Below are 23,076 nucleotides of genomic sequence, written 5' to 3' on the forward strand. Positions count from 1 at the left end.
GAGCAGGGCGCCCCTTGGGGCGCCTTTTTCGTTTCAGCAAGACGTGACTGGACAGGCGTGCGGCGCGGGCGCAGAACTTGGGCGTGACTGCGGGGGGCCGCCGTGCCGATCGTGATTTTCCTCAACGGGCTGGTTCTGTTGGCCTTTGCGGCGCTGATGGCGCTGGATGCCGTGATCTTTCAGGGCACCGCCGGGGTGTTCATGATCTCGGCGCTGTTGACCGGGCTTGCCGGGGGGCTCCTGGCGCTGGCGGCGGCGGGCGGGCGGCGACGACCGAACCGGCTGGACGGGTTCGTGCTGACGTCAAGCGTCTGGATCGTCGCGGCACTGGCCGGAGCGCTGCCTCTGTGGCTTTGGCATCTGTCGCCGGTCGATGCGTTCTTCGAGGCGATGTCGGGGATCACCACCACCGGCTCGACGGTGATGCAGGGGCTCGACCAGACCCCGCGCGGCATCCTGTTCTGGCGCGCGCTGTTGCAGGCCTTGGGGGGCGTGGGGTTCATCGTGACGGGCATGGCGCTGTTGCCGGCGCTGCGGGTCGGCGGGATGCAGCTTTACCGCACCGAAAGCTCGGACAAGGGCGAGAAGGCGCTGCGCAGCGCGGCCTCTTTCGCGCTGGCGACGCTGGCGGTCTATGTCGGGCTGATGGGGATTTGCGCGCTGCTCTATCTGGTCGGGGGGATGGGGCTGTTCGATGCGCTGACCCATGCGATGACCACGCTCTCGACCGGGGGCTATTCGAATTACGATGCCTCCTTCGGCCATTTCGACAGCAGCTATCTGCAATGGGTCTGCACGATCTTCATGCTGGGCGGCGCGTTGCCCTTTGCCTGGTATATTCGCGTGCTCGCCAAGCGCCAGCTCCGCTCGGAGCAGGTGCAGGCGATGTTGTTCACGCTGATCCCGCTGATCGTGGGCTTTGCGCTCTGGCTCGAACTGAGCAAGGGAATCAGCTTTCTTGACGCGCTGCGGATGGTGGCCTTCAACGTGGTCTCGGTGGTGACGACGACGGGCTACGCGACCACCGACTACACGCTCTGGGGGCCTTTCGCGGTGGTGTTCTTTTTCGGGATGACGGCGGTGGGGGGCTGCACGGGATCCACCTCGGGCGGGGCCAAGGCGATGCGCTGGCTTCTGATGGGGCGGGCCCTGCGCGCACAGATCGCGCGGATGAGCGCACCGCACCGTGTCACCGTGATCCGCTATGAAGGGCGCCGCGTCGAAGAGGATGTCCTGAGCGGGGTGGTTGCGTTTTTCGTGATCTATTTCGCGACCTTCATGGGGATCGCGGTGCTGCTGAGCCTGATGGGGGTGGATTTCGTCACGGCTACCACGGGGTCGCTGACCGCGCTGGCCAATGTCGGGCCGGGGGCAGGGGCGCTGATCGGACCCGCAGGCAATTTCGCCAGCCTTGAGGATGGGCCCAAGGTCGTGCTGTCGCTCGCCATGTATCTGGGACGACTGGAAATGCTGACGGTACTGGTGCTGCTGGTGCCGGGCTTCTGGCGCGAGGCGCTGGCCTGATCAGATCTTGCGAACGCGGATCACCACGTCGATGCGGCTGATCTCGGTGCCTTCGGGCGGAGACGGGATGCGCGTCAGCTCCAGCTCTTCGGCGGGCGCGTCGGACAGCATGTTCTCTTCTTCCCAGAAGTAATGCGGGTGATCGTCCATCCGGGTGTCGAAATACGAGCGCGTGCCGTCGACGGTGATCTCATGCATGAGGCCCGCATCGCAAAACGCCTTGAGCGTGTTGTAGACGGTCGCGAGCGACACCTTCTCGCCCGCAGCGTGGGCGGCGGCGAAAAGCCCTTCGGCGGTGACGTGACGATCCTTGCCATCTCCGACCAGAAGCGTCGCCAGCGAAACCCGCTGACGGGTCGGGCGCAAACCACCTTTGGCGAGCCAGTCCTGGCCGCGTTCCTGAGCAGAAATCATCATCGCATCGCCTCCTGCGACATATATGCCTCTTTACTGGGCAAATTTCAATGCGGTTTGAAGATTCCACGCTACCCTGTGGCGGGGCGCACACTTGCGCGCGCGAGCGCCCGGGTGCTAGGAGGGGTCAACTGATATCATTGGGGGGAACCATGGCAGGCTATCCGACGAGCTTCGGGAAAGAAGACCTCTTGAAATGCGCCCGGGGCGAGCTTTTCGGGCCGGGCAATGCCCAGCTTCCCGCGCCGCCGATGCTGATGATGGATCGCATCACCGAGATCTCGGCCGATGGCGGGCTGCACGGCAAGGGCCACGTGGTCGCCGAATTCGATATCAACCCCGACCTGTGGTTCTTTGAGTGCCACTTCCCGGGCAACCCGATCATGCCCGGCTGCCTCGGCCTCGACGGTCTTTGGCAGCTCACCGGTTTCAACCTCGGCTGGCGCGGCTGGCTGGGACGCGGCTATGCGCTCGGCGTCGGCGAGGTCAAGCTGACCGGCATGGTCCGCCCCGACCGCAAGATGCTGACCTACAAGGTCGATTTCACCAAGGCCGTGCAGACCCGCCGGCTGACCATGGGCGTCGCCGACGGTATCGTCGAGGCCGATGGCGAAGTGATTTACATGGTCAAGGACATGAAGGTCGCTCTTTCCGAGAGCTGATCCATTTAGACAGGAGGCCCCTATGCGGCGTGTCGTCATCACTGGTCTGGGCATCGTCTCGCCCATCGGCAACAATGCGGCCGAAGTGTCCGAAAGCCTGCGCGCGGGTCGTTCGGGCATCGTTTTCGCCCCGGAATACGCCGAGCGCGGATTCCGTTCGCAGGTCCACGGCCTGCCCAAGATCACGCTCGAGGATCACATCGACAAGCGCCACCTGCGCTTCATGGGTCCGGGCGCGGCCTATAACTTCCTCTCGATGGAACAGGCGATCGCCGATTCCGGCCTTGAGGACGGCGATATCTCGAACGAGCGCACCGGCCTGATTATGGGCTCGGGCGGCCCGTCGACCTCGAACTTCTTCCTCGCCCACAATACCGTGGTCGAAAAGGGCAGCCCCAAGCGCATGGGCCCGTTCATGGTCACCCGCTGCATGAGCTCGACCAACTCGGCCTGCCTCGCCACGCCGTTCAAGATCAAGGGCGTGAACTACTCGATCACCTCGGCCTGCTCGACCTCGGCGCATTGCATCGGCAACGGCGTCGAACTGATCCAGATGGGCAAGCAGGACGTCGTCTTTGCCGGCGGCGGCGAGGAATTGCACTGGACGCTGAGCTGCCTGTTCGACGCGATGGGCGCAATGTCGTCGAAATACAACGACACGCCCGAAACCGCGGCGCGCGCCTTCGACGCGACCCGCGACGGTTTCGTCATCGCCGGCGGCGGTGGTGTGGTTGTGCTCGAAGAGCTGGAGCATGCGCTGGCCCGCGGCGCCAAGATCTATGCCGAGGTCACCGGCTATGGCGCGACTTCGGACGGCTACGACATGGTCGCCCCCTCGGGCGAGGGTGGCGAGCGTTCGATGCGCCTCGCGATCTCGACCCTGCCCGAAGGCCGCAAGATCAGCTATATCAACGCCCATGGCACCTCGACCCCCGCGGGCGACGTGACCGAGGTCGAGGCCGTGCGCCGCGTCTTCGGTGAGGGCAATGTGCCGCCGATCTCCTCCACCAAATCGCTCACCGGCCACTCGCTCGGTGCCACCGGCGTGCATGAGGCGATCTATTCGCTGCTGATGATGGAAGGCAAATTCATCACCGGCTCGGCGAACGTCACTCAGCTCGACCCGGCGATCCGCCCCGAGGAAATCGCGACCGAAACCCGTGAGAACGTGGAATTCGACTCGGTCCTGTCGAACAGCTTCGGCTTCGGCGGCACCAACGCGACGCTCGTGATGAGCAAATATAACGGTTGATCTTCAAGGAGTTGTCACGATGGCAGGTCTGATGAACGGCAAACGCGGTCTGGTGATGGGCGTCGCGAACGAACGCTCGATCGCATGGGGCATTGCCAAGGCGCTCGCCGATGAGGGGGCGGAGCTTGCCTTCACCTATCAGGGCGAAGCCTTCGGCAAGCGCGTCGAGCCGCTGGCGGCCTCTGTTGGCTCGTCGCTTCTGGTCGATGTCGATGTGACCGATGAGGCCTCGCTTGATGCCGCCTTCGCGCGGATCAAGGAGGAATGGGGCACGATCGACTTCCTCGTCCACGCGATCGCCTTTGCCGACAAGGCCGAGCTTGCGGGCCGATTCAAGGATACCGGCCGTGAGAACTTCAAGACCGCGCTGGAAATCTCGTGCTACTCGTTCATCGACGTCTCGCGCCGCGCGGCCGAGCTGATGCCGAACGGCGGCACGCTGATCACGCTGACCTATGGCGGCTCGAACCGGGTGACGCCGTTCTACAACGTGATGGGCGTGGCCAAGGCGGCGCTGGAATCGGCGGTGCGCTATCTGGCCAACGATCTCGGCCCCGATGGTATCCGCGTGAATGCGATCAGCCCCGGCCCGATGAAGACGCTGGCGGGCGCGGCCATTGGCGGCGCGCGCAAGACCTATCGCCACACCGAAGCGAACGCGCCGCTGCGCTCGAACGCGACGCTGGAATCGGTGGGCGGCACGGCGGTCTATCTGTGCTCGGATTATGGCGCGTCGACCACCGGCGAGATCGTCCGGGTCGATGGCGGCTATCACGTGCTGGGCATGCCGCAATCCGACAATATCTGACCTGCGCAGGCAGGGCGGGAAAGGGGCCTTTCGGGGCCCCTTTTTTCATGCCAGCATGACGGAGGGAGGAACAATCATGTCCATCAAGCTTGTTGTGTTCGATGCCTATGGCACGCTTTTTGACGTTGATGCGGCCGCGCGCGCCCTTGCGGCGGACGACCCGCGGCTTGCCGAGATCTGGCCGCGTCTGGCCGCCGACTGGCGCCGGAAGCAGCTGGAATATTCCTGGTTGCGCGAAGTCATGGGCGATTACACCGATTTCTGGCAGCTCACGCGCGACGGGCTCGACTGGGCGATGGAGGCGCAGGGGCTCGACGACCCCGAGCTGGCCGAGAAGCTGATGGCGCTTTATCGCGAATTGCCCGCTTACCCGGAGGTGCCCGCGATGCTCGACGCTCTTGGCCATCGCGGGATCGGTCGCGCGATCTTGACGAATGGCTCGCCCGAGATGGTCGGCGCGGCGGTCCATGCCGCCGGGATCGGGCCTCTGCTGGACGATGTGCTCTCGGTCGATCTGGTGCGCCGCTACAAGCCCGCGCAGCCGGTCTATGACCTTGTCGCGGCGCAGATGGGGGTTTCGCCCGAGGCGGTTCTGTTCGTCTCGTCGAACGGCTGGGACGCGGCCGGGGCCACCCGCGCGGGCTTCCGCGTCGCTTGGGTGAACCGCGCGCGCCTGCCGGTCGATCGGCTTCCGCATCGCCCGGCGCACCGGCTCAGCGATCTTTCGGGCGTGCCTGAGCTGATCTGATCCCCTTCATCGAGCGGAAAATACTCCGGGGTCCGGGGCAGAGCCCCGGCGCGGGCTCAAGCCCGATCCGGCCGGGGGTTTTGCACCCCCGGACCCCCGCAGAGTATTTCCGGCTCGATGAAACTCAGTCTTTCTTGCGCAATTCGCGGCGCAGGCGCGGGCTTTCCTTCTGGAAGGCCTCGCCGTCGCCGAAGTCGCAGAATTCGCCGTAATAGCCATGGCTGCCTTTGACGCGGCGGGCATGTTTGATCGGGCACCAGTATTTTTCTGTCCGGGCCGAGACCTCGCGCACGTAAGAGGCGACGCCGTTGCCATAGCCGCAATAGACGCAATTGAACTTCTGGATCGCGTTCAGATAGGCGAGGTTGTGGCGGTCGATCACGATATGATCCGAGCGCTTGACCTTTTCGATGCCGTAGATCGGGAAGCAGATCCACTGATAGAGCGTGACCCAGAGATCGATCAGGGCGAAGGGGATCGCCACGGAGTAGATCACCGGCGTGGTCAGGATCACCATCGGCCGGGTGCGGCGCAGGAAAAGCCACAGCCGGACACGCAATTTTCGATGCGCTTCGCGGACCTCTTTTTCAAAGACGATCTTGCGTTGCTCGATGTGGTAATGCATCGCCGCGCGGCGCTTCTCCCACTCGGCTTCAAGCTGCTCTTCGGCCTCGGCAAGGCGGGCCTGCAGCTTTTCCAATGTGTCGGCCATTGTCTCCCCTCGCTTTTCCCCTAAGGTAGAGAAAATCGGCGGCGCGCCAAGGAGAGAAAATGTCGGACTATCAGTATTTTATCGCGAGCGACGGGGCGAAGCTGGCCTATCTGGACGAGGGCGAGGGCGTGCCGGTTCTGGCCTTGTGCGGTCTGACGCGGACGGTTCAAGACTTTGATTACGTTGCGCCTTTCCTCAAGGATGTGCGGCTGATCCGGATGGATTATCGGGGCCGGGGGAAGTCCGAGTGGACAGGCGGTGCAAGCTATACCGTGCCGCAGGAGGCGGCCGATGCGATCGCGCTGCTCGACCATCTGGGCATCGACAAGGCGATGGTTCTGGGCACCTCGCGCGGCGGGCTGATCGCGATGTGGCTGGCGGCGACGGCCAAGGATCGTTTGATGGGGGTGTGCCTGAATGATGTCGGGCCCAAGCTTGAGCGGGCGGGGCTTGAGGTAATCTTTCAATACATCGGGCGCAATCCGGTGGCCAAGACCTATGCCGAGTTGGCAGCCAAACTGCCGAGCATCATGAAGGGCTTTGAGAACGTGCCGGAAAGCCGTTGGCTTGAAGAGGTGCACCACCATTACAACGAGACCCCCGAGGGGCTGGTGATCAACTACGATCCGGCGCTGCGCGACGGGTTCCTCGCGGCCTTCCAGGGCGACGACCTGCCCGAGGCCTGGCCCCTGTTCGAGGCGCTGGCTGGCCTGCCGCTGGCGCTGATCTGGGGCATGAATTCGAACCTTCTGAGCCGCGAGGGCGTTGAGAAGATGCGTGAAATCCGCCCCGACATGATCGTGGGCGAGGTGCCGGGCCGCGCCCATATCCCCTATCTCGACGAGCCCGAGGCGCTGGAGGCGATCCGCGCCTGGCTGGCGAAGGCCGGTTAATCGCGCGGGCCGATCTCGGCCAGAGTGAGTGGGCAACGCGTGCCGTAGAAGGTGTCGAGCAACCGCGTGAAGGGCGCGCGGGTCTCGGCATCGGGGCTCGCGGCCTCGAAGAGCGTTGCCGAGGAGCGCAGCTTGAGCGCGTCGACCCGGCCCATGATCTCGTCGATCGGCGTGTCGGGGTGGCTCAGCACGGCTTCGACCGCCTCGAGCAGATGCGCGCGCAGGAGCGGGTCGGCCAGATAGGCGCGCGCCTCGTCAAGGTCGCGCAGCCCGTAGTCCCGCGCCCGCTCTGAGCGCCCGAGCGAGGCCAGCTGCGGAAAGATCCACCAGATCCAATGCATGAGCTTCCGCCCCTGCCGGAGTTCCCGCAGGGCGAGGGGCAGGTCGCGGGTTTGCGGGGCGTGAAAGCGCTGGGTCAAGGGGGCGTTCCACGGAAGCACAATGTTTGAGAGAACCTGGCTAAAGCAGGGCGCGCTCTGCAACTGTGACAGCCTTTTCGTATTTCTCAGTTGTCCGCCAGTTGAGCTTATGGACGGGGTGGGCAAAGATCAGCTTGTGTAGCGTCGCGTCATCAAGGTCACCGCCGGTGCGATTGCACTCGGCCTTCAGCCGCATCGCTGGTTCTCCGCTGTCTTTAGGGACGCGTCGCCAGATTTCACCAATTTCCGGTTTGGTTCTACACAGGTTGTCGAGTGTATAGGAAACGATGTGATACGGGAAATAGGTGGCGTTCCGCGCGACCTTATCGCTGGCGAAGGATGCCGGCGAGAGCGCCCGCCGAATCTCGCGTTTCAGCCGATCCCACTTGGGCGCGAGTTTGTAGGATAATCTCGGGGTGCGGAAGTAGTCTATCAGCGTATCTCGCCACGCAGCGACGAGCGGGTTATCCGGGTGGGCGCTCAGAAACCAGCTGTCAAGGATGCGATCCGATTTAGGCGTGCTATGCGCATAGAAGCCTACTGGACCCAGCTTTGTGGTTAGCCAAGTTCCCAGCGGTGCTGATGGAAGCAGGGTTGCATCCGCCCAAACTCCGCCACCGTCTGCAAGCAGAATGAGTCTTACAAGGTCAGAGCGCACCTGAACGGTCAGGTTGCTTGGATCGACACCTGCCTGTGCGATCAGGGCATCCATTTCCTCGCCATTCAGAACTTTGACAGAGCCTTCATCATGAAGCGCGATCCAGAGCGCATTAAGGCGCTGAATCAGCTCCGGTGCTTGTGCAAGCCCCTTGTCCCAAAGTGTGTAAATCTGCATCTGCTACTCAGCTCCTGACGAGAAATGTATTTCAAATCCGGCTCAAAACGGACGAGCCGGTGCCTTTTAATGAAGCGCTTGCGCACGAAGAAAAGAAAGGGCTCGATTTTAGCGCGGATTTTGGTGGTCAGGTGTCGCTCAATAGGCTTACCCCCAAACCCCCACAAACTCGCGCCACTCGCCCTTGCTCATGCCGCTGGTTTCCTGCGTGACCTCTTCGCCAGCCAGACGGCGTTTGAGCACCTCGACCGCCTTGCCCGACAGGCTCTGCCCGCCGAGGCGGTAGTCCTCGAAGGCCTCGTAGGCGGCGGGGACCCAGTCGCGGGTGATGTCGCACATGGTTTCGGCGTAGACGCGGATTTCATATTGCGCGTGGTGGTCGGCGCGCAGGCGCAGGAAGTGGAAGAGGTTGTGCAGGTCGATCTTCCAATACCATTGCGTATAGACATTGGCGGGCAGGTTCATCCGCGCCAGTTCCCGCGCGAGGCCCTGTTTGCCCGCGTCCTCGTCGGGGGTCAGCATGTCTTCGTAATGGTCATAGGCGCGCATCGCGTCGTCGCGCAGGATGTCGAGCACGCGCCGCGCCTCGGCGCCTTCCAGAACCCGGCCGCGGCCCTGATTGTTCACCGTCGATTGCGCGGCGAGCTGCTCGGGCGCGGGGATATAGAATTCGCGGTCGAGGATCGAGTAGCGCGCGGAATATTCGTTCACGTTGGCGGTGCGGTGGCGGATCCACTGACGCGCGACGAAGACCGGCAGCTTGACGTGGAACTTGACCTCGCACATCTCGAACGGGGTCGAGTGCCAGTGCCGCATCAGGTAGCGGATCAGCCCGCGATCGTCCGAGACGGCCTTGGTGCCCTTGCCGTAGCTGACTCGCGCAGCCTGACAGATCGCGGCATCGTCGCCCATGTAGTCGATGACCCGGACCAGCCCGTGATCGAGCACCTGATGCGCCGTATAGAGGCGCTTTTCCATGCCCGGCGAGACGGCGCGGCGCGTCGGCGTGACAATCGCGCGCTGCGCTTCGATCTCGGCAAGCTGTTCGGGGGTGATCGACATGGGGGCCTCCGCAATTCAGATTCGGTGTCGACTATATCTGGCAAGTTGTCCTCACGAAACCGCGAGATGATGTGCGTGCCGGGGCCGGGTGTCGCAGGAAGGGCACGCAGGCCCCGCCCGCGCCACGAGAAATTGACTTTTTTCGACATTTTCGGCAGGCTGACGGGGAGGCAGGCATAAGAAAGAAATCAAATGTCGAGAATTGCGCAGCTATTGATCGTGGCTGCCGTGGCCGGTTGTTCCGGCTCGGCGGTTATTAAATCCGGTGACGACACCGGGGGCGGGGACATTATCACCCTGCCGGGCGACACCACCTCCGACGGCTCGGTGTCGCGCTACGAACCCGAGGATGCGGCGTCGGGCAGCGGCTATGCGCAGGCGGTCGAAGTGCGCGACAATGGCGATGGCACGACCACGTTCCTCGTCGACAACCTCGCCTTTGACGGCGCCGAATATTCCGAAGGCACGGTCGTGTCCTCGCTCGGGCGCACGGGCATCAACGCGGGGCCGTTCTCGGTCTATGAAGGTCCCGAATTCGAGCCCGACTTCGTTACCGGCACGGCAATCGCCCAGCTGACCCACCGCGCGATCTATGCGAAATCGACCTCGGGCAATTCCGAGTTCGCGATCGTGCGCACCGGCTCGTATACGGGCTACGGGTTCGGCGGGTTCCTTTACTCGCGCACCGGCTCGGTCACCCTGCCTGCTACCGCGACCGGCACCGGTATCTCGCGTCAGGCGAGCTATAGCGGCGATTACGCCGGTCTGATCGATTACAACGGCCGCAGCGGCCTCGATTACGTTACCGGCACCGCCTCGATCGCGATCGACTTCGCCGATTTCGACGATGGCGCTGCGATCTATGGCTCGATCAGCGACCGCCGGATGTTCGACATCGACGGCAATGACATCTCGCAGGATTACCTTGATCGTCTGAACGAGGAACTCGATTACCCGGCGGGTTCGGGCTATACCTCGCTGCCGACGCTGGTGTTTGACATCGGTCCGGGCGTTCTGGCCGACAATGGCGAGATCGAGGGCACGCTGGGCGTTGACGTCCTGACCGCAGGCGGCGTCGTGCAGGAACTGGTTTCGGGTAAATATTACGGCGTGATCTCGGGCGACGTGACTGCAGGCACCGATGAGGTGGTCGGCGTGATCGTGGTGACCGGCGATGACCCGGGTTACGATGGCGTGACCATGCGCGAGACCGGCGGTTTCATCGTCTACCGTCAGTAATCCGATGCCGATGGCCCGGATCGCAGCGATCGGGCGGCGGGGGCTGAGGGCCGCCGCCCTGCTGGCTTTGGTCAGCCTTGCGCTGCCTGCGCAGGCGGAGCAGGTCGCGCTGAGCCGGGCCGAGCTGCGCGACAAGGTTGCCCAGCTGATCTTCACCGGACATGCGGCGCGCGCGCTGCCCTTCGCCGAGGCGCTGGTTGCCGACGACCCCGAGGATTTCGGGGCGTTGCTTTTGGCCGCTTATGCCGCGCGCGATGCGGGGCAGGCCAAACGCTCGGCCGAACTGGCCCGTGCGGCCTGGCAAAAGGCCGAGGGCGAAGATCAGAAACACGCCGCCGCGATGGCGATGGCGCAGGCGAAATCCTCGGGCGGGGCGCGGACCTCGGCGCAGCTCTGGCTGCGGCGCGCGATTGAACATGCGCCCGACGCGAAAGCCCGCAAGATGGCGCTGCGCGATTATAAATACGTGCGTGCGCGCAATCCGTGGTCCTACCGCTTCGATCTGGGTGTCGCGCCCAGCTCGAACATCAACGGCGGGGCGGCGAGCGACACGATTTGGCTGTTCGGGCTGCCGTTCACGCTTTCGGGCGACAGCCAGGCGCTGTCGGGCGTCGAGACACGGATGAGCCTCTCGGTCGAGCGCACGGTGCAGGAAAGCCCCGCCGCCAAATCGACGATCGGCGTGAACATGGGCGGGCGCGCCTATCAGCTCAGCTCGGAAGCGCGGGACCTTGCGCCGAACGCCCGCGGTTCGGACTATGCCTTTGCTGCCGTCGAGGCCTTTGCCACGCATCGCCGCAAGGCCGGGCAGGGCGGTGAATGGGACAGTCGCCTGACCTTCGGCCATAACGAATATGGCGGCGAGGCGCTGTCGAATTACCTGCGCTTCGATGGCGGGCGCACGGTGATGCTCAAGGGCGGGCAAGAGATGCGCTTCGGCCTTCTTGTCGAAGATCAGCACCGGCTCGATGCCGACAAGAACTCGGCGCTGGTGCGCGGGATCAATCTGGACTGGAGCCGTCCGCTGGGCGCGGGCACCGCGCGGCTGGGCGCGCGCCTGACCGATGTCGCCGCCGATGCGGTCGAGATCGCGCATGTCTCGCGCGGGGTGAGCCTTGGCTATGATTTCGCCAAGCCAGTTCTGGGCGCGAACCTGAGCGTGTCGGTCGGCTACGAAGAGCGAGACTATGGCGCGATCTGGACGGTCCCCGAGGGCCGCGCCGATGAGCGTGTCAGCGTGGACGCGCGCGCGCATCTGCGGCAGCTCGACTACATGGGTTTCGCGCCCGAGGTCGGGGTGAACTACACCCGCAACCGCTCCAATTCGGTGCTGCACGACAGCCGCGAGATGGGCCTGAGCCTCGGCATCAAATCGACCTTCTGAGCTTGCCGGGCGGGGCTTGCGTGCTAGTTTGCCCAAGGCTGGCGGCAATGGAGGCATCGATGACGATCGAATATCTGCACACGATGGTTCGGGTTCTGGACCTGGAAAAATCCAAGGCTTTCTATGAGCTTCTGGGCCTGCGCGAACGGCGCCGGATCGACAATGAGGCGGGGCGTTTCTCGCTGGTGTTCATGTGCCCGCCCGGGCAAGAGGACGGCCGCGCGGATCTCGAGCTGACCTGGAATTGGGATGGCGATGACGGGCTGCCCTCGGACAGCCGCCATTTCGGCCATCTCGCCTATCGCGTCGACGATATCTATGCGCTCTGCGCCCGGCTGCAGGCGGCGGGCGTCACCATCAACCGTCCGCCCCGCGACGGGCATATGGCTTTTGTGCGCTCGCCCGACAATGTCTCAGTTGAACTGTTGCAAAAGGGCGAGGCCCTGCCGCCGCAGGAGCCCTGGGCCTCGATGCCCAACACCGGGCATTGGTGATTACTTGCGGAAGTGATCGCGCAGCCGGTCGAACGGTGATTTTGGCGCGTCTTTCGGTTCCGGGGCAGGGGCCTCGGGCTTGGCGCCGGGCGCTGCTGCGGGTTTTTGCGTTCCGGTGGACGAGCGCGGCGGCGCGGTGCGCAGGCTCACGGCATTGAGGAACTTCTGCACCTCGCCCGCCGCCAGCGCCGACGCGCCATCCGACAGCCCGCGCAACAGGTCGTCGAGCAGATCACCCTCGGCCTTGGCGAAATCCGAGAGCACATAGCCCGCCACCCGCGCCTTGTCGCCGGGATGCCCGATGCCCAGCCGCACCCGCGCATAATCGGCGCCCAGATGCTGGTGGATCGAGCGCAGCCCGTTATGCCCCGCATGCCCGCCGCCGGTCTTGTGGCGGCACTTGCCCGGTGCAAGGTCCAGCTCGTCATGGAAGACGGTGATCTCCTCGACCGGAATCTTGTAGAAATCCGCCGCGGCCCGCACCGATTGCCCCGAGAGGTTCATGAAGGTTTCGGGCTTGAGCAGAACCACGCGCGCCGACCCGAAGCGGCCCTCGCTGACCTGCCCCTGAAACCGCGCGCGCCACGGCCCGAAGCCATGATCGGCGGCGATCCGGTCCAGCGCCATGAAGCCGATATTGTGGCGGTTGCCCGCGTATTTCGCGCCCGGATTGCCCAGACCCACCCAAAGCTGCATCGCCGCCTCCTGTCTTGCCCCTCTCTAGCCCGCCCGGCCTTGGGGGGCCAGCCCCCCAACCCCCCCGGCGTATTGGTGCCAAGAAGAAGGGCAGGGTTTCTTCTTGGCTAAAATACGCATTCCGGCGGTTACGCCTGAGCTGTGGTTCGGCTGAATCGGTGCCGGAAGGCCGAAGGCGACAGCCCATAACGCGCGTGGAAATGGTGGCGTAACAGGGCGGCCGAGCCAAAGCCCGAGGCCTCGGCAATGGCCTTGATTGCCGCCTCCGAGCTTTCCAGAAGCTCCGCCGCACGCGCGATCCGGGTCTCGGCCAGATAGCGTTGCGGCGTGGTGCCGGTGGCCTCGGCGAAGCGGCGCAGGAAGGTGCGCTCGGACAGGCCCGCGCGCGCGGCGAGGCTGCGAATGCTGGGCGTCTTGCTCAGATCGGCGCGCAGCTGGTCAAGGATCGGCGCGAGGCGCTCGGTCTCGTGATCGCGGGGTACGGGGCGGGGCAGGAATTGCGCCTGACCACCCGCGCGATGGGCCGGCATCACCAGCCGCCGGGCCACCGAATTGGCGGCCTCGGCGCCGAAATCGCGGCGGATGATATGCAGCCCCAGATCCATCCCCGCCGCCGATCCCGCCGAGGTAAAGATCGGGTCCGCGTCAATATAGAGCTGATCCGGGTGCAGGTCGACGCGTGGAAACCGCGCCCGAAACGCCTCTTCGTAGCGCCAATGCGTGGTCGCGGCCTGCCCTTCCAGAAGCCCCGTGGCTCCCAGCACGAAGGCGCCCGAGCAGATCGAGGCGAGCCGCGCGCCGCGTGCATGCGCCGCTCGCAGGGCCTCGATCAGCGCGGGCGGCACCGGGGCATCCACGCCGCGCCAGCCCGGCACCACTACCAGCCCGGCTTTGGCGACAAGGTCCAGCCCGCCATCGGCCTGCACCGTGATCCCGCCCTGCGCGCGCAACGGGCCCGGCTCGATCGCCGCAGAGGCAAAGCGATACCAGTTCGGCCCCATCTCGGGGCGCGCGAGCCCGAAGATCTCGGCCACGATGCCGAACTCGAAGGTGCACAGCCCGTCATAGGCCAGCGCCACCACCCGATTATTCGCGATCGGCGGCACGCTCAGGTTTGGCAGAATGTTTGCGCCCGTTGTCATCTTGCCATCTTACGCAGCCATGGCACGCCGGGCAAGATGGCGTCATCACCTGAAAGGAGACCTGCGATGAACCCCGTGCTGACCCATCCCGCCCCCGCCGCCGAGGCGATCATCCCGGCGCTTGAAACCGCGCTGCATTTCCACACCGACTGCTCGGATGTGCATGCCGCGTTCAAGGCCGGGGGCGATCCGGGCTTTGTGCTCTTGCATACGATGGGCACGCCCGAGACCTACGCGCGCCGCCACGTGCCGAACGCGCTGTTTCTGCCGCACCGTTTCATCACCGCAGAGCGCATGGCCGAGTGGCCCGCAGACACGCTGTTCGTGGTTTATTGCTCAGGGCCGCATTGCAACGCGGCGGAGCAGGCGGCGCTGCGTCTGGCCGAGCTTGGCCGCCCGGTCAAGCTGATGCTGGGCGGGATCATGGGCTGGGAATTCGAGGGCTACGCCTTCGAGACCGGCGCGCCCGAGGTCTGAACCCCGGCTTTCATCGAGCCAAAAATACTCCCGCCGGAGGCATCGCGCGTCAGCGCAAAAGAAAAACGCCGGACCCGAAGGTCCGGCGTTTCCCAATTCGCGAAGGGGCGAGGATTATTCCTCGGTCGCTTCTTCAGCCTCGTCGTCACCACCGCCAAGGCCCTTCGGCGCGGCGAGGTTGGCGATGACGAAGTTGCGCTCGATGGTCGGCTTGGCGCCGGCCGGCAGTTCGATGTCGCCGATGTGGATGACGTCGCCGATCTTGCGGCCTTCGAGGTCGACCACGATCTGCTCCGGGATGTCGCCGGCGAGCACTTCAAGCTCGACTTCCGGACGCACCACCACGAGGGTGCCGCCGCGCTTCAGTGCAACGCATTTGTCGTGGTTGATGAATTCGACATGCACGAACAGGTTGATGCGCGAGGCGCGGTGGGTGCGCATGAAGTCGATGTGGGTCGGCAGGTCCTTGACCACATCCTTCTGCACGCCGCGGCAGATCACGCGGACGTCTTCCTGGCCGGGAACCTGCAGGTTGAACAGGGTCGACATGAAGCGGCCCTTGCGCAGGCGCGTCAGCAGGGGGTTGTAGTCGAGGTTGATCGCGAGGGGGTCTTTGCCATCGCCATAAACGATGCCGGGCACCTTGCCCTCACGACGTGCAGCGCGAGCGGCCCCCTTGCCCGTCCCCGTACGCACTTCGGCAACGATCGTTTCGATCTGTTTAGCCATCTGGGTATCTCCAAAGTTAAAGTTCCGGGCCGCCTCCAAGGGTGTCGGGCCCATGAGCGTGCGCGGATAGTCGGAATCGTGGGGAAAGGCAAGGAAAAAGGGGGAGAGGGGCGTGCTGCGGTTGCGGTTTGCTCCGGTTCCGCGTTTCTTTCGGAGGGCGGCTGGGCTAGGCTGCCCGGGGCGCACCAGAAAAGAAGGCAGGAGGCCGGGCGCCTTCGGGCGAAAACATGACAGCTGCACGATCATTCAGGACAGACAATGCCAAGGCGCTTTTGATTCTGCTGGTGGTTTGGGGGCATCTGCTGGAAGAGGCGGCCTTTGAAGGCGGCGTTTCGAGGCTTGTCTACGGTACGATCTACCTCTTTCACATGCCCGCTTTCGTGCTGATCAGCGGGGCGATGTCGAAGCCTGCGCTGGGGCGCGCGGGCCTGATCCAGATGGCGCGGAGGATCTTGCGGCCGCTGGCGGTGTTCCAGCTGCTCTACTGGCCGGTTTTGCATGTTTTTGCGCCCTACAAGCTGGGCGGGGTGCTGGCGCCGCACTGGATCTTGTGGTTCTTGCTCAGCCTTGCGACGTGGCGCCTGCTGCTGCCGCTGTTCCTGCGCTTGCGCTATCCTGTCCTGAGTGCCCTGCTTCTGACGCTGGCTCTGGGGTTCTGGACGGATATCGGCACGGATCTCAGCCTGTCGCGCACCTTCTATTTCTTTCCGGCCTTCCTATTCGGTCATCTCTACGCAGGGCGGATCGTGGCATGGTTGCAGCTCCGGCCTTTGTGGAGTGCGCTGGGGGCAGCGGCAATTCTGGGCGTCGGGGTCTGGGCGCTGCTTGGCGGGCTGCCTCTGACGATGCTGTCCGGAAGCGAGCCTTATCGCGCGGGGTTCGCGCATTGGGGCGTCCCGGTGGGGCTGCGGCTGGGGCTGATCGTGATGGGGATTGCGCTGTCGGTTCTGCTGCTGGCACTGGTGCCCGACAGGCCGACCTTCTTTTCAGAACTCGGACGTGAAACCCTGCCAGTCTATCTGCTGCACGGGTTCGCCGTGGTGCTGTTCTGGTGGCTTGTGGCCGCCGCGCCGTCGCCGGCCGGAACGGGGTTTCTGGCGCTGACGCTGGTGCTGGCGGTTCTTCTGAGCGTGGGGATCGCGCTCGCCAGCCGACAGACCGACCGGCTGTTGCGAAAATGCGCGCGCGCGGCCTAGGCCGACTGGATGCGAATGTGCGGGGCAGGCGGGCGGCGCGGAGCCGCCCACCGGTTCTCAGGCGTAAGTATCCAGAAATCCCTTGGGCAAGAGCACGTTATCGCGGCCCAGATCCTGCACGCGTTTCTCGCCGCAAAGCGCCATCGAGATGTCGAGCTCCTTCTGGATCACCTCAAGCGCGCGGGTCACGCCCGGCTCGCCCATTGCGCCAAGCCCGTTGATATAGGCGCGCCCGATCATCGTGCCCTTCGCGCCCAAGGCCATCGCCTTCAGCACGTCTTGGCCCGAACGAATGCCGGAATCCAGCCAGACCTCGGTCTTGGAGCCGACCGCCTCGACGATCGAGGGCAGCATCCGGATCGAGCTGAGCGCGCCGTCAAGCTGCCGCCCGCCATGGTTCGAGACCACGATCGCATCGGCGCCGACCGAAGCCGCCATCTCCGCGTCCTCGACATCGAGGATCCCCTTCAGGATCACCTTGCCGCCCCACATGTCCATCAGCTTCTTGATCTTGTCCCAGTTCAGCGTCGGGTCGAATTTCTCGGCCGTCCAGGTGGACAGCGAGGACGGGTCCGAGACCCCCTCGACATGGCCCACGATATTGCCGAAGAAGCGCCGCTTGGTGCCCAGCATCTCGAGGCCCCATTGCCATTTCGTGGCCAGGTCCATCAGCACCGGCAGGGTGAATTTCGGCGGCGCCGTCAGGCCGTTCTTCAGGTCTTTGTGGCGCTGGCCAAGAATTTGCAGATCGACCGTGATCACCAGTGCCGAGCAGCCCGCCGCCTTGGCGCGGTTCAGCACGTTGCGATTGAACGTGTCGTCGTTGAGCGTGTAGATCTGGAACCAGAACGGCGCGCCCGAATGCTCGGCCACATCCTCGATCGAGCAGATCGACATCGTCGAAAGCGTGAAGGGCACGCCGAACTTGGCCGCCGCGCGCGCCGCCTTGATCTCCCCATCCGCGCGCTGCATCCCGGTCAGCCCGACCGGCGCCAGAGCCACCGGCATCGCCACGTCCTGCCCGATCATCTGCGTCGCGGTCGAGCGCCCCGACATGTCCACCGCCACCCGCTGACGCAGCCGGATATCGGCGAAATCCGAGGTGTTCTCGCGGAAGGTCTGCTCGGAATACGACCCGCTTTCCGCGTAATCGTAGAACATTTTCGGCGTGCGTTTGCGGTGCAGGCGCTTGAGGTCTTCGATGCAGGTGATGACGGGCATGGGCTCCTCCGGGCTTCCATGGTGAATTGGATAAGTTTCCTTACCAATTATTCCGCCCTCGCGCAATCCTTCGCGTGGCAGGGCTGACCAATTCGTCGCCGGACAGACAAATCCCTTGCCTGCTTGCCTTTCGCGCCTAATTCGGGCTTGGTGCGCGCTAGCGAATGGGAGAACGCGATGCAGGACATTATCTATGGCCTCGGCGGCGGCCTTGTGGCGGCGGCCGCGACCACGGCGGGGGCTGTGCCCGCGCTGATCGGCAAGAAGATGAGCCAGCGCACTTCGGACACGATGCTGGGCTTTGCGGCCGGCGTCATGCTGTCGGCGGCCTATTTCTCGCTGATCCTGCCCGGTATCGAGGCGGCGGAAGAGCAACACGGCTCGGTCTGGATTGCCGCTGCCATTGCCGCGATCGGTATCGCGCTGGGGGCGGGGTTCGTCGCCTGGCTGAACCAGGCGATCCCGCATGAACATTTTCAGACCGGTCCCGAAGGCGGCGCTGACAGCGCGGCTCTGGCGCGGATCTGGCTGTTCGTCCTGGCGATCGCGATCCACAACTTCCCAGAGGGCCTGTCGATCGGCGTGGCCTTCGGCGCCGATCACGCCAAGGGCTTCTCGGTGATGACGGGGATCTCGCTGCAAGACATCCCCGAGGGCCTCGCCGTTGCGGTTGCGCTGATCGGGCAGGGATACTCGCGCACCAAAGCCTTTGTCGTGACGATGCTGACCGGCCTCGTGGAGCCCGTTGGGTCGCTTCTGGGCGTGGTCGCGGTGTCGATCAGCGCCGAGCTGCTGCCCTGGGGCCTTACCTTCGCGGCGGGCGCGATGCTCTACATCATCAGCCACGAAATCGTGCCGGAAACCCACCGCAACGGTCACCAGAACCGCGCGACGCTGGGGCTCCTGTTCGGGCTGATCCTGATGATGTTCCTCGATGTGACGCTGGGCTAGGAGGGGCGCCGCCCCTCTGGGCCTGCGGCCCATTCACCCCGGAGTATTTTCCGCTCGATGAAAGCAGCTTTCATTTTGCCGGAAATATCCCGGGGGTAAGGGCGTAGCCCGAGGGGGCGGCGCCCCCTTGCGCGGTTCAGGCGCGATGCGCGCCCGCGGCCAGCCCCGAGACGAACTCCAGCACTTCGGCGGGCGATTTCCCAGCGCCGATTTCCTTGACGATCGCCGAGCCCACGACGCAGCCGTCGGCCACGCCCGCGATGTTCTGGGCGGCGTCGGGGGTGGTGATGCCGAAGCCCACGATCACTGGCAGATCGGTCGCGGATTTGATCCGGGCGACCTCGGGGCCGACATCGGTGGCTTGGGCTGCGGCCGAACCGGTGATCCCGGTGATCGAGACGTAATAGACGAAGCCCGACGTGTTCTGCAGCACCGTCGGCAGGCGGCGATCATCGGTGGTGGGCGTCGCGAGCCGGATGAAGTTGATGCCATACTCCTGCGCGGGCAGGCACAGCTCTTCGTCCTCCTCCGGCGGCAGGTCGACCACGATCAGCCCGTCGATCCCGGCCTCTTTCGCGTCTTGCAGGAAGCGGGTCACGCCGCGGTTATAGATCGGGTTGTAATAGCCCATCAGTACGATCGGCGTGGTGTCGTCGGTCTTGCGGAACGCCGCGACCATGTCGAGCGTCTTTTGCAGGGTCTGCCCGCCGTCCAGTGCACGCTGCCCGGCCAGCTGGATCGTCGGGCCATCGGCCATCGGATCGGTGAAGGGCAGGCCCAGCTCGATCACATCGACGCCCGCGCCCGGCAGCCCGGCGAGGATCTCGGCCGAGGTTTCCAGATCGGGGTCGCCCGCCATGATATAGGCGACGAAGGCTTTCTTGCCTTCGGCTTTCAGCGCGGCGAATTTGGCGTCGATGCGAGTCATGGTGGCCCTTTCGGATGGTTCCAACGCGGTTTGCGGCATGACGGGCGGAAAATCAATGCCCGGCGGGCCTTCGCGCCGCCCCAAGCGCCTTGCCTTGCACGCGCGCCGCGCGTATCAGGCGCGAAATCGCTGCAAAGGGGAATATCATGGGTTTCAAGATGGGGATCGTGGGTCTGCCGAACGTCGGCAAGTCGACCCTGTTCAACGCGCTGACCAAGACCGCCGCCGCGCAGGCTGCGAACTTCCCCTTCTGCACGATTGAGCCGAACGTGGGCGAGGTCGCTGTGCCCGACGCGCGTCTGGACAAGCTGGCCGAGATCGCGGGCTCGAAGGAAATCATCCCGACGCGGATGACCTTTGTCGATATCGCGGGGCTGGTGAAAGGCGCGTCCAAGGGCGAGGGGCTGGGCAATCAGTTCCTGGCCAACATCCGCGAGGTGGACGCCATCGCCCATGTGCTGCGCTGTTTCGAAGACGGTGACGTGACCCATGTCGAGGGCCGCGTGGACCCGGTCGCCGATGCCGAGACGATCGAGACCGAGCTGATGATTGCCGATCTTGAATCGGTCGAGAAGCGGATCGCGAACCTCGTGCGCAAGCTGAAATCGGGCGACAAGGAAGCGAAAGAGCAGGAAAAGCTGCTGATGGCGGCGAAAGAGGCGCTGGAAGCGGGGCGGCCTGCGCGCACGGTCGTGGTCTCGGATGAAGACCGCAAGGCCTGGAACATGCTGCAACTCTTGACCGCCAAGCCGGTGCTGTTCGTCTGCAACGTCGAAGAGGCCAGCGCCGCCACCGGCAATTCGAAATCCGAGGCGGTGGCGAAGATGGCCGCCGAGCAGGGCGCGGGTACCGTGGTGATCTCGGCCAAGATCGAAGAGGAAATCTCGCAGCTCGATCCCGAGGAAGCCGAGATGTTCCTGACCGAGATGGGCCTCGAAGAGCCGGGCCTCGACCGTCTGATCCGCGCGGGCCACGACCTCTTGGGCCTGCAGACCTATTTCACCGTCGGCCCGAAAGAGGCGCGCGCCTGGACCATCCGCAAAGGCACGCTGGCGCCTGCGGCGGCGGGCGTGATCCATGGCGATTTCGAGCGCGGCTTCATCCGCGCCGAGACCGTGGCCTATGCCGATTACGTCGCCCACAAGGGCGAGGCGGGCGCGAAAGAGGCAGGCAAGTTCCGCGTCGAGGGCAAGACCTACGAGGTCAAGGACGGCGACGTCCTGCACTTCCTATTCAACGCGTGATTTTGCCCAATTGGCGGCTGGCCTGTGTGGGGCTTAGCATCCCCGCATGAGCCAATTTGCGACAGAATTTCTTGTTTCGAAAACCTTTGGAACCTCGCAGTTTGCAGGGCAGGTTCTTGCGTGGCTGAGGGGCGCAAAACAAAACTCTCACCTGTTTGGGGAGATAGCTCCAGCAGATCTTGAAGGCGATGACATTCGACTTGCCAGCGGAGACACGGAGGCCCTTAACCTGCTGCTTTAGGGCGCAATTCAGAGTGGATCGTGACGGGGTGTCGCTATGACTACACTGATGCGCAGGGTCGGCTGTGGCGCACAGAAGCCGTGTTGCGCGCATTGCCGGGACGTGCGAACTTGTTGCGGGTACGCGCGCAATGTCTGGCCGTCGAAACCTTGGTGCGCCTCGAAGTTCCAAAACGCACGCATCTGATCCGCATGATTTTGGAAGACGGGAAGGTCGTCGAGGATGGCTTGCTCATGCCGTCGCTTCAGCCTCATTTCTTGTCGGATGATCAAGAAGGCTTTGCCTTGGCCGAGAGGATTGTTTCCGGTGGGGCATCGGAATATTTGCCGACGGTTTATGTTTCCGCGATAGACGACGACCGTTGGGCTCTGGATGTTCGGGCGATCCGAGCTTTGGCACGGGATTTGGCTGGGGTCGCGCATGTGGTTTGCGAACCTTCGCGCGAATTCTCGTTTCGCCTGCGGGATCAGGTCGATGGTGAGAATGTCTACAACGGGACGCTGGGGATAGCCGTGCCAGGGGGCGGCTTTGCTCACCGTGCCTATCTTGGAAGAGCCATTCCTGATGCGAAGGCGCTTGTGGCGCGGGTGAAGTCTGCTGCGGTAGACATTCGTAGTCAGATGCCGAAGGTTGGCGGTTGGGACTGGCTTGACTTTCAGGATGCGATCCTGCGCCATCAGCGCGAAATCGACAAAAACCGGTTGTCGGCAGAGGAAAATGAAAAGCTCTGGAATGACGAGCTGGCGCTTAAAGATGCCCGTATTCAGGAATTGGAAGCGGAGTTGCATGATGCCCGGAACACTCCGCTTCAGGCGCCGGCTTCCGCGGCTGGAAATGGAATGCTTTTGTCCATGCTTAAGCCTGAAGTCTATTCTGGCGAATTTTCCGACCGAGTTCGTGCCGCCTTAGAGTTTTGCCTTGAAAGGGGGGCAGATAGCGGCTGGGACAAGCGCAGCCTTGCCGTTTTTGAAGAGATAGTTGGCGCCTTGACCCCGTCGCCGGCGTTGAACGAATTGCGTGAAGACTTGAGGCGTGCCACGCGTGATCCGGCGCGGTTGAATGCCGAGCTTAGGAAGCTTCTGGCCCGGCATGGGTTCGAGTTCAAGTCGGACAATAAGCATTCGCGTATGGAACCGCGCCCTGAATATGTCGGGCTTGAGAGTGTCACCCTGATGAAGACGCCCGGAGACCATCGTGGGCTGATGAATCTGTGCAGTCAGATCGAAGCCAATCTTGGGCTGACAAGGCTTAAGAAGATGGGATGAAGCGATAGGGAGGCTGCTTTCTAACGTGGTGGGAAATAGCTGGAAAGCCTGCGTCATTCCCCCTTGCTCCCCCCAACGCTAATCCCTATACGGGTCGGCGGAGACGTGGCCGAGTGGTCGAAGGCGCTCCCCTGCTAAGGGAGTAGGCCCGGAAGGGTCTCGAGGGTTCGAATCCCTTCGTCTCCGCCACCCATCATTCATGAAAATAATTCCATATTCCTCAATGGGTTATTGGAGCGATACCTAACCCCATCACCACACACTATCACCACACGCTTTTAGCTCTATCGCCCAGCGGCTCTCATCGATTGCGAACCCCGTTTGTGACGAGAGAGCCTCGAGTCACGAGAGAGGACTGAGGTGAGGTGCCCCTAGTTTCCTAGACACCTGCCTCGTTCAGTTTCTGCTGCCTGGTTTCGAAGTCAACGGGCGAGAGCATGCCGTTGTTTGTGTGCTTGCGCTTCGGGTTGTAGAACATCTCGATGTACTCGAACACGTCCTGCCTTGCGGCTTCGCGGGTCAGGTAGGTGCGTCGTCGGA

The 23,076-nt window shown here is 63.9% G+C and carries 25 protein-coding genes and 1 tRNA gene; 15 read left to right on the forward strand and 11 right to left on the reverse strand.

Going from position 1 to position 23,076, the window contains the following annotated elements:
• The first annotated feature begins 102 nt into the window (after positions 1 to 102).
• Positions 103 to 1,524, forward strand: coding sequence for a TrkH family potassium uptake protein (locus CLN94_RS13240; protein ID WP_096434428.1), 1,422 nt, complete (start codon positions 103 to 105; stop codon positions 1,522 to 1,524).
• Here CLN94_RS13240 and irr read toward each other — a convergent pair whose 3' ends face one another.
• Complete coding sequence (irr, locus tag CLN94_RS13245) at positions 1,525 to 1,941, reverse strand: Fur family transcriptional regulator Irr (protein ID WP_096434429.1); 417 nt, start codon at positions 1,939 to 1,941, stop codon at positions 1,525 to 1,527.
• Positions 1,942 to 2,090: 149 nt separating this feature from the next.
• Here irr and fabA point away from each other — a divergent pair, with 149 nt between their 5' ends.
• The 4 genes from fabA (at position 2,091) to CLN94_RS13265 (ending at position 5,408) form a co-directional block, all read left to right on the forward strand.
• Entirely contained in the window at positions 2,091 to 2,600 is a 510-nt protein-coding gene (fabA, locus tag CLN94_RS13250) for a bifunctional 3-hydroxydecanoyl-ACP dehydratase/trans-2-decenoyl-ACP isomerase (RefSeq protein WP_096434430.1), read from the forward strand.
• A gap of 22 nt (positions 2,601 to 2,622) precedes the next feature.
• On the forward strand, positions 2,623 to 3,852 hold the full coding sequence (gene fabB / locus CLN94_RS13255) for a beta-ketoacyl-ACP synthase I (protein ID WP_096434431.1): 1,230 nt from the start codon (positions 2,623 to 2,625) through the stop codon (positions 3,850 to 3,852).
• A gap of 19 nt (positions 3,853 to 3,871) precedes the next feature.
• Entirely contained in the window at positions 3,872 to 4,660 is a 789-nt protein-coding gene (locus tag CLN94_RS13260; protein WP_096434432.1) for an enoyl-ACP reductase FabI, read from the forward strand.
• Positions 4,661 to 4,736: 76 nt separating this feature from the next.
• A complete protein-coding gene (locus tag CLN94_RS13265) occupies positions 4,737 to 5,408 on the forward strand; it encodes a haloacid dehalogenase type II (RefSeq protein ID WP_096434434.1) in 672 nt (223 codons plus the stop codon).
• 124 nt (positions 5,409 to 5,532) lie between these two features.
• Here the strand turns inward: CLN94_RS13265 and CLN94_RS13270 are convergent, their stop codons facing one another.
• A complete protein-coding gene (locus CLN94_RS13270; protein ID WP_096434436.1) occupies positions 5,533 to 6,120 on the reverse strand; it encodes a hypothetical protein in 588 nt (195 codons plus the stop codon).
• A gap of 59 nt (positions 6,121 to 6,179) precedes the next feature.
• On the opposite strand from CLN94_RS13270, the gene CLN94_RS13275 reads away from it, so the two are divergent.
• Positions 6,180 to 7,013, forward strand: coding sequence for an alpha/beta fold hydrolase (locus CLN94_RS13275; RefSeq protein WP_096434438.1), 834 nt, complete (start codon positions 6,180 to 6,182; stop codon positions 7,011 to 7,013).
• Here the strand turns inward: CLN94_RS13275 and CLN94_RS13280 are convergent.
• From CLN94_RS13280 to thyX, 3 genes are all read right to left on the reverse strand, one after another.
• Entirely contained in the window at positions 7,010 to 7,453 is a 444-nt protein-coding gene (locus tag CLN94_RS13280; RefSeq protein WP_281253557.1) for a DUF1810 domain-containing protein, read from the reverse strand. The two genes, CLN94_RS13275 and CLN94_RS13280, sit on opposite strands and share 4 nt — an antisense overlap.
• Before the next feature lie 19 nt (positions 7,454 to 7,472).
• Complete coding sequence (locus CLN94_RS13285; protein WP_096434442.1) at positions 7,473 to 8,267, reverse strand: capsular polysaccharide synthesis protein; 795 nt, start codon at positions 8,265 to 8,267, stop codon at positions 7,473 to 7,475.
• 147 nt (positions 8,268 to 8,414) lie between these two features.
• On the reverse strand, positions 8,415 to 9,329 hold the full coding sequence (gene thyX / locus CLN94_RS13290; protein WP_096434444.1) for an FAD-dependent thymidylate synthase: 915 nt from the start codon (positions 9,327 to 9,329) through the stop codon (positions 8,415 to 8,417).
• A gap of 192 nt (positions 9,330 to 9,521) precedes the next feature.
• Between thyX and CLN94_RS13295 the strand changes: the two genes are divergently transcribed.
• The 3 genes from CLN94_RS13295 to CLN94_RS13305 are packed head-to-tail and all read left to right on the forward strand — an operon-like array spanning position 9,522 to position 12,446.
• Positions 9,522 to 10,568: a hypothetical protein gene (locus CLN94_RS13295; RefSeq protein WP_143598932.1), complete on the forward strand. Its 1,047-nt coding sequence runs from the start codon at positions 9,522 to 9,524 to the stop codon at positions 10,566 to 10,568.
• Positions 10,569 to 10,578: 10 nt separating this feature from the next.
• A complete protein-coding gene (locus CLN94_RS13300; protein WP_179300317.1) occupies positions 10,579 to 11,952 on the forward strand; it encodes a surface lipoprotein assembly modifier in 1,374 nt (457 codons plus the stop codon).
• Between the two features lie 59 nt (positions 11,953 to 12,011).
• Positions 12,012 to 12,446, forward strand: coding sequence for a VOC family protein (locus CLN94_RS13305; protein WP_096434472.1), 435 nt, complete (start codon positions 12,012 to 12,014; stop codon positions 12,444 to 12,446).
• On the opposite strand, the gene pth is transcribed toward CLN94_RS13305, so the two are convergent.
• Together pth and ftrA are read right to left on the reverse strand one after the other, a co-directional pair.
• Complete coding sequence (pth, locus tag CLN94_RS13310; RefSeq protein WP_096434450.1) at positions 12,447 to 13,142, reverse strand: aminoacyl-tRNA hydrolase; 696 nt, start codon at positions 13,140 to 13,142, stop codon at positions 12,447 to 12,449.
• A gap of 128 nt (positions 13,143 to 13,270) precedes the next feature.
• Positions 13,271 to 14,284, reverse strand: coding sequence for a transcriptional regulator FtrA (ftrA, locus tag CLN94_RS13315; protein WP_096434452.1), 1,014 nt, complete (start codon positions 14,282 to 14,284; stop codon positions 13,271 to 13,273).
• Between the two features lie 66 nt (positions 14,285 to 14,350).
• On the opposite strand from ftrA, the gene CLN94_RS13320 reads away from it, so the two are divergent.
• Positions 14,351 to 14,761, forward strand: a complete 411-nt coding sequence (locus tag CLN94_RS13320) for a rhodanese-like domain-containing protein (protein ID WP_096434454.1) — start codon at positions 14,351 to 14,353, stop codon at positions 14,759 to 14,761.
• A 114-nt stretch (positions 14,762 to 14,875) separates the two neighbouring features.
• Here CLN94_RS13320 and CLN94_RS13325 read toward each other — a convergent pair whose 3' ends face one another.
• Entirely contained in the window at positions 14,876 to 15,490 is a 615-nt protein-coding gene (locus CLN94_RS13325; protein WP_096434456.1) for a 50S ribosomal protein L25/general stress protein Ctc, read from the reverse strand.
• 227 nt (positions 15,491 to 15,717) lie between these two features.
• Between CLN94_RS13325 and CLN94_RS13330 the strand changes: the two genes are divergently transcribed.
• Positions 15,718 to 16,686, forward strand: a complete 969-nt coding sequence (locus tag CLN94_RS13330) for an acyltransferase family protein (RefSeq protein ID WP_096434458.1) — start codon at positions 15,718 to 15,720, stop codon at positions 16,684 to 16,686.
• Positions 16,687 to 16,743: 57 nt separating this feature from the next.
• On the opposite strand, the gene CLN94_RS13335 is transcribed toward CLN94_RS13330, so the two are convergent.
• Entirely contained in the window at positions 16,744 to 17,907 is a 1,164-nt protein-coding gene (locus CLN94_RS13335) for an alpha-hydroxy acid oxidase (RefSeq protein WP_096434460.1), read from the reverse strand.
• A 177-nt stretch (positions 17,908 to 18,084) separates the two neighbouring features.
• Between CLN94_RS13335 and CLN94_RS13340 the strand changes: the two genes are divergently transcribed.
• Positions 18,085 to 18,858, forward strand: a complete 774-nt coding sequence (locus tag CLN94_RS13340) for a ZIP family metal transporter (RefSeq protein WP_096434462.1) — start codon at positions 18,085 to 18,087, stop codon at positions 18,856 to 18,858.
• A 136-nt stretch (positions 18,859 to 18,994) separates the two neighbouring features.
• Here the strand turns inward: CLN94_RS13340 and trpA are convergent, their stop codons facing one another.
• Positions 18,995 to 19,786, reverse strand: coding sequence for a tryptophan synthase subunit alpha (trpA, locus tag CLN94_RS13345; protein WP_096434464.1), 792 nt, complete (start codon positions 19,784 to 19,786; stop codon positions 18,995 to 18,997).
• 146 nt (positions 19,787 to 19,932) lie between these two features.
• On the opposite strand from trpA, the gene ychF reads away from it, so the two are divergent.
• The 3 genes from ychF to CLN94_RS13360 all read left to right on the forward strand — a co-directional run bounded on the left by ychF (position 19,933) and on the right by CLN94_RS13360 (position 22,725).
• On the forward strand, positions 19,933 to 21,030 hold the full coding sequence (ychF, locus tag CLN94_RS13350; protein WP_096434466.1) for a redox-regulated ATPase YchF: 1,098 nt from the start codon (positions 19,933 to 19,935) through the stop codon (positions 21,028 to 21,030).
• Positions 21,031 to 21,351: 321 nt separating this feature from the next.
• Positions 21,352 to 22,536, forward strand: a complete 1,185-nt coding sequence (locus CLN94_RS13355) for a hypothetical protein (RefSeq protein WP_143598933.1) — start codon at positions 21,352 to 21,354, stop codon at positions 22,534 to 22,536.
• 99 nt (positions 22,537 to 22,635) lie between these two features.
• A tRNA-Ser gene (locus tag CLN94_RS13360) sits at positions 22,636 to 22,725 on the forward strand.
• A gap of 190 nt (positions 22,726 to 22,915) precedes the next feature.
• Here CLN94_RS13360 and CLN94_RS13365 read toward each other — a convergent pair.
• A partial coding sequence (locus tag CLN94_RS13365; protein WP_143598934.1) for an IS3 family transposase occupies positions 22,916 to 23,076 on the reverse strand: 161 nt, incomplete at its 5' end.

The sequence above is a fragment of the Pseudothioclava arenosa genome (genome assembly GCF_002358085.1).
Classification (GTDB): domain Bacteria; phylum Pseudomonadota; class Alphaproteobacteria; order Rhodobacterales; family Rhodobacteraceae; genus Pseudothioclava; species Pseudothioclava arenosa.